The organism is Frankia sp. CeRuru1 (assembly GCF_977966315.1).
Genome location: NZ_CDWWEW010000515.1, coordinates 1 through 2,817, shown reverse-complemented (window position 1 = coordinate 2,817; position 2,817 = coordinate 1). Strand labels below are relative to the sequence as shown.

Below are 2,817 nucleotides of genomic sequence, written 5' to 3'. Positions count from 1 at the left end.
CGCACACAACTTCCCGGCCGACCGGGAGGCGGCGGCGCAGGTCGAGCAGACGTGGCCGCAGATCCGCGACACCGCCCGGGTCAACCGACTGTTCCTGGGTGAGGCGGTGCGGTACCTCGCCGGCGAGGTCGGTATCCGGCATTTCCTCGATATCGGGTCGGGTATGCCGACGATGGGCAACGTCCACGAGGTCGCCCAGCAGCTGGCCCCGGACGCCCAGGTCATCTACGTGGACAGCGACCCGGTCGCGGTCGCACACAGCCAGATCCTGCTCGCGCCCAACCCGCTGGCCACGGCGGTGGAGGCGGATCTGCTGCGGCCGGACGAGATCCTGGAGCATCCGGAGGTGTCCAGGCTGCTGGACCTGGGGCAGCCGGTCGCGCTGCTCCTGGTCGCGGTCCTGCATTTCTTCCCCGACGACACCGGCCCTCGGCACCTGGTTGCCCAGCTACGGGACGCCCTGCCCGCAGGCAGTCATCTGGTCGCGACCCATGCCACCGGCGACGGGCAGTCCCCGCAGGTCACGGAGGCGGCGGAGGTGTACCGGCGCACGACCGCGCCGTTCCAGCTGCGTGACCGTACCGAGGTGCTGTCGTTCTTCGACGACTGCGATCTGGTCGACCCCGGCCTGGTCCTGCTCCCGGGCTGGGAGCGCGGCCGGCGGCATGGGCGGTCGACGACCATGGAGGGTCGGCTGCCGGTCTACGCCGGTGTCGGCCGACTTTGGTGAGCCCGCCCTCGGCCTGCTCGACGTGCTGGCAAGACGGCGACGTCCGCGATCTGCTGTCCTACGCCGACGGGTGGATCACCGCCGCGACCGCCGAGCTGTGGCCCCACAGCGAGGTGATGTTCGGGGCGATGACCACGGCGGGCGGGGCACTGTATCGCCACGTCCGGGCCGGCGGCGGGGTGGCGCTGTGCGCGACGGTCCGCCCGGCAGGCCGGGCGCTGTCACGCCTCATCCGTGGCGACCACGGCGATCTCGCCACCGTGCTCGCCGACGGCGACGGCATCGCGGTGACCGCGATGGCCGGCCAGGCTGAGCAGCTCACGGCACTGGCGGGTTACACCCGCCAGCGAGTGGCGGCCCCGATCGCCTGCGCGAAGGGAGCGATGTTCACCCCCTGGATCGATGGCACCACCCTGGCCACCCGGCTCCAGGCCCGGCCGATGGAGTTCACCGGGGTGATGACGGCGCTGATGGACGACCTGAGCGAACTGCACCGTGATCCACCCGCGCACCTGAACCAGACCGCGGCGCCCGCCAACGCGGTGCCTCGGGTCGTCGCTGAAGCCTTGAGCCATCCGTTGGACCACCTCCACGCCGACGACACGACGGCAGGCGAGATCGGGGAGCTTCGGGCGCTCGCGGGCAGCCTGTCGGCGCGGCTCGGCCGGTTAGCCGCCCGGCTGGACCCGATGGTGCTCAGCCACAGCGGCATCGCGTTCGGGAACCTCACCCCGCGCGGCGTGCTGTACCCCGACAGGTCGCCGCAGGCGGCGCTGGTATCACCCGCGCTCGAACCCGGCGGGGACCTCGTGGACGCCGGAACACTGCTTGGCCATCTGCACCCGCTGATCCTCGGCTGCCCACCGCCAGTCCGAGCGGAACTCGTCGAAGGTGTCGAGGCGTGGCTGTCCGGCCGGCTGTCCGCCTGCCGGGACCAGTGGCGCGGCTGGCTGCACGTCGTCCTGACCGTCTGGGCGGCCACCGTCTACGACCAGATGATCACCGAACTGACGCTGCCGGCAGCCGCCCTCCGGCTCGGCCCGGCCGTGGCCGACTTGCCTGCCCGTCGGCTGTCGGCGCTGTCCGTCCTCGACGCACTTACCCGAGAACTACGCCGCCGCGGCGCTGGCGCGGCGCTGAACGCCACCCTCGGTGCGCTCGCCGACAGCCCGGCCAGCCAGCCAGCACAGCAGCTCGACCCCGCCGATCACTGATCTTTCACCGTTCACAGACCGAAGGTCCACGTCCATGGCTATCAGCCTGAGCCGGCCACCGGGCGGCCGATCACACCCCGCCCATCCTGCGCCGCCTGCCTCCGCCTCTCCGCCCGGTCAGGTCGTCGCTGTGCGCGGCCGATCCACCGACCCGCTGATTGCTGTCGGCCGGAAGACGACCGCCCACCCGCCCGAGCGTGCGTTCGAGCTGCTGCGTGGCAGCGCGGTGCGCCTCCTTGACCGGCATGTCCAACGCAACGGTGTGTGCGAGGAGTGTGGATGCACGTGGCCGTGCCGCGTGGTGGTGCTCGCCGAGAACAACCTCACGCTCGTCCACGACACCGCCCCCGCCCCGCCCGGCGCGGACTGCCCAGATCTCCGCCGTCGGGAGAGCCACATGACCACCGCCGTGGCCACCACCGCCAGCGCACCCGAACCGGCCATTCACGCGCTCCCGCACCGCGTCTGGAGCTACCAGACCAGACCCCAGTCCGCCAGCGTCGCCCGCCGTGACGTCACCGGGCAACTCCACCAGTGGAACCTCGACCATGTGATCGACACGATCACCCTGCTGACCTCCGAACTGATCACCAACGCGCTCGCCTCCAGCCTGCACGGCGACGACGACCTGACGTCCCAGATCGCGATGCGCCTGACCTACAGCGACCACCATGTGATCGTCGAGGTCTGGGACGGAGGACCAGGTCACCCAACCCGCAGGGCCACCAGCCCCGACGCCGAGGACGGCCGCGGCCTGCACCTGATCACCGCCCTGACCCCACGCACCGGCTACTACCAGGCTCGGGTCCACACCCCCGACGGCAGCCACCAGGAGCGAGGCAAGGTCGTCTGGGCCGCCCTGCCCCACCACAG

Annotated in this window: 3 protein-coding genes; all 3 read left to right on the top strand. The window is 71.5% G+C overall.

The window, feature by feature from the left end:
- On the top strand, positions 1–730 hold a 730-nt coding region (locus tag AC08OP_RS23680), incomplete at its 5' end, for an SAM-dependent methyltransferase (protein WP_476616190.1).
- Positions 727–1,944: a hypothetical protein gene (locus AC08OP_RS23675; protein ID WP_476616189.1), complete on the top strand. Its 1,218-nt coding sequence runs from the start codon at positions 727–729 to the stop codon at positions 1,942–1,944. The genes AC08OP_RS23680 and AC08OP_RS23675, both read left to right, overlap by 4 nt.
- 130 nt (positions 1,945–2,074) lie before the next feature.
- The coding region (locus AC08OP_RS23670; protein ID WP_476616188.1) for an ATP-binding protein at positions 2,075–2,817 on the top strand (743 nt) is incomplete at its 3' end.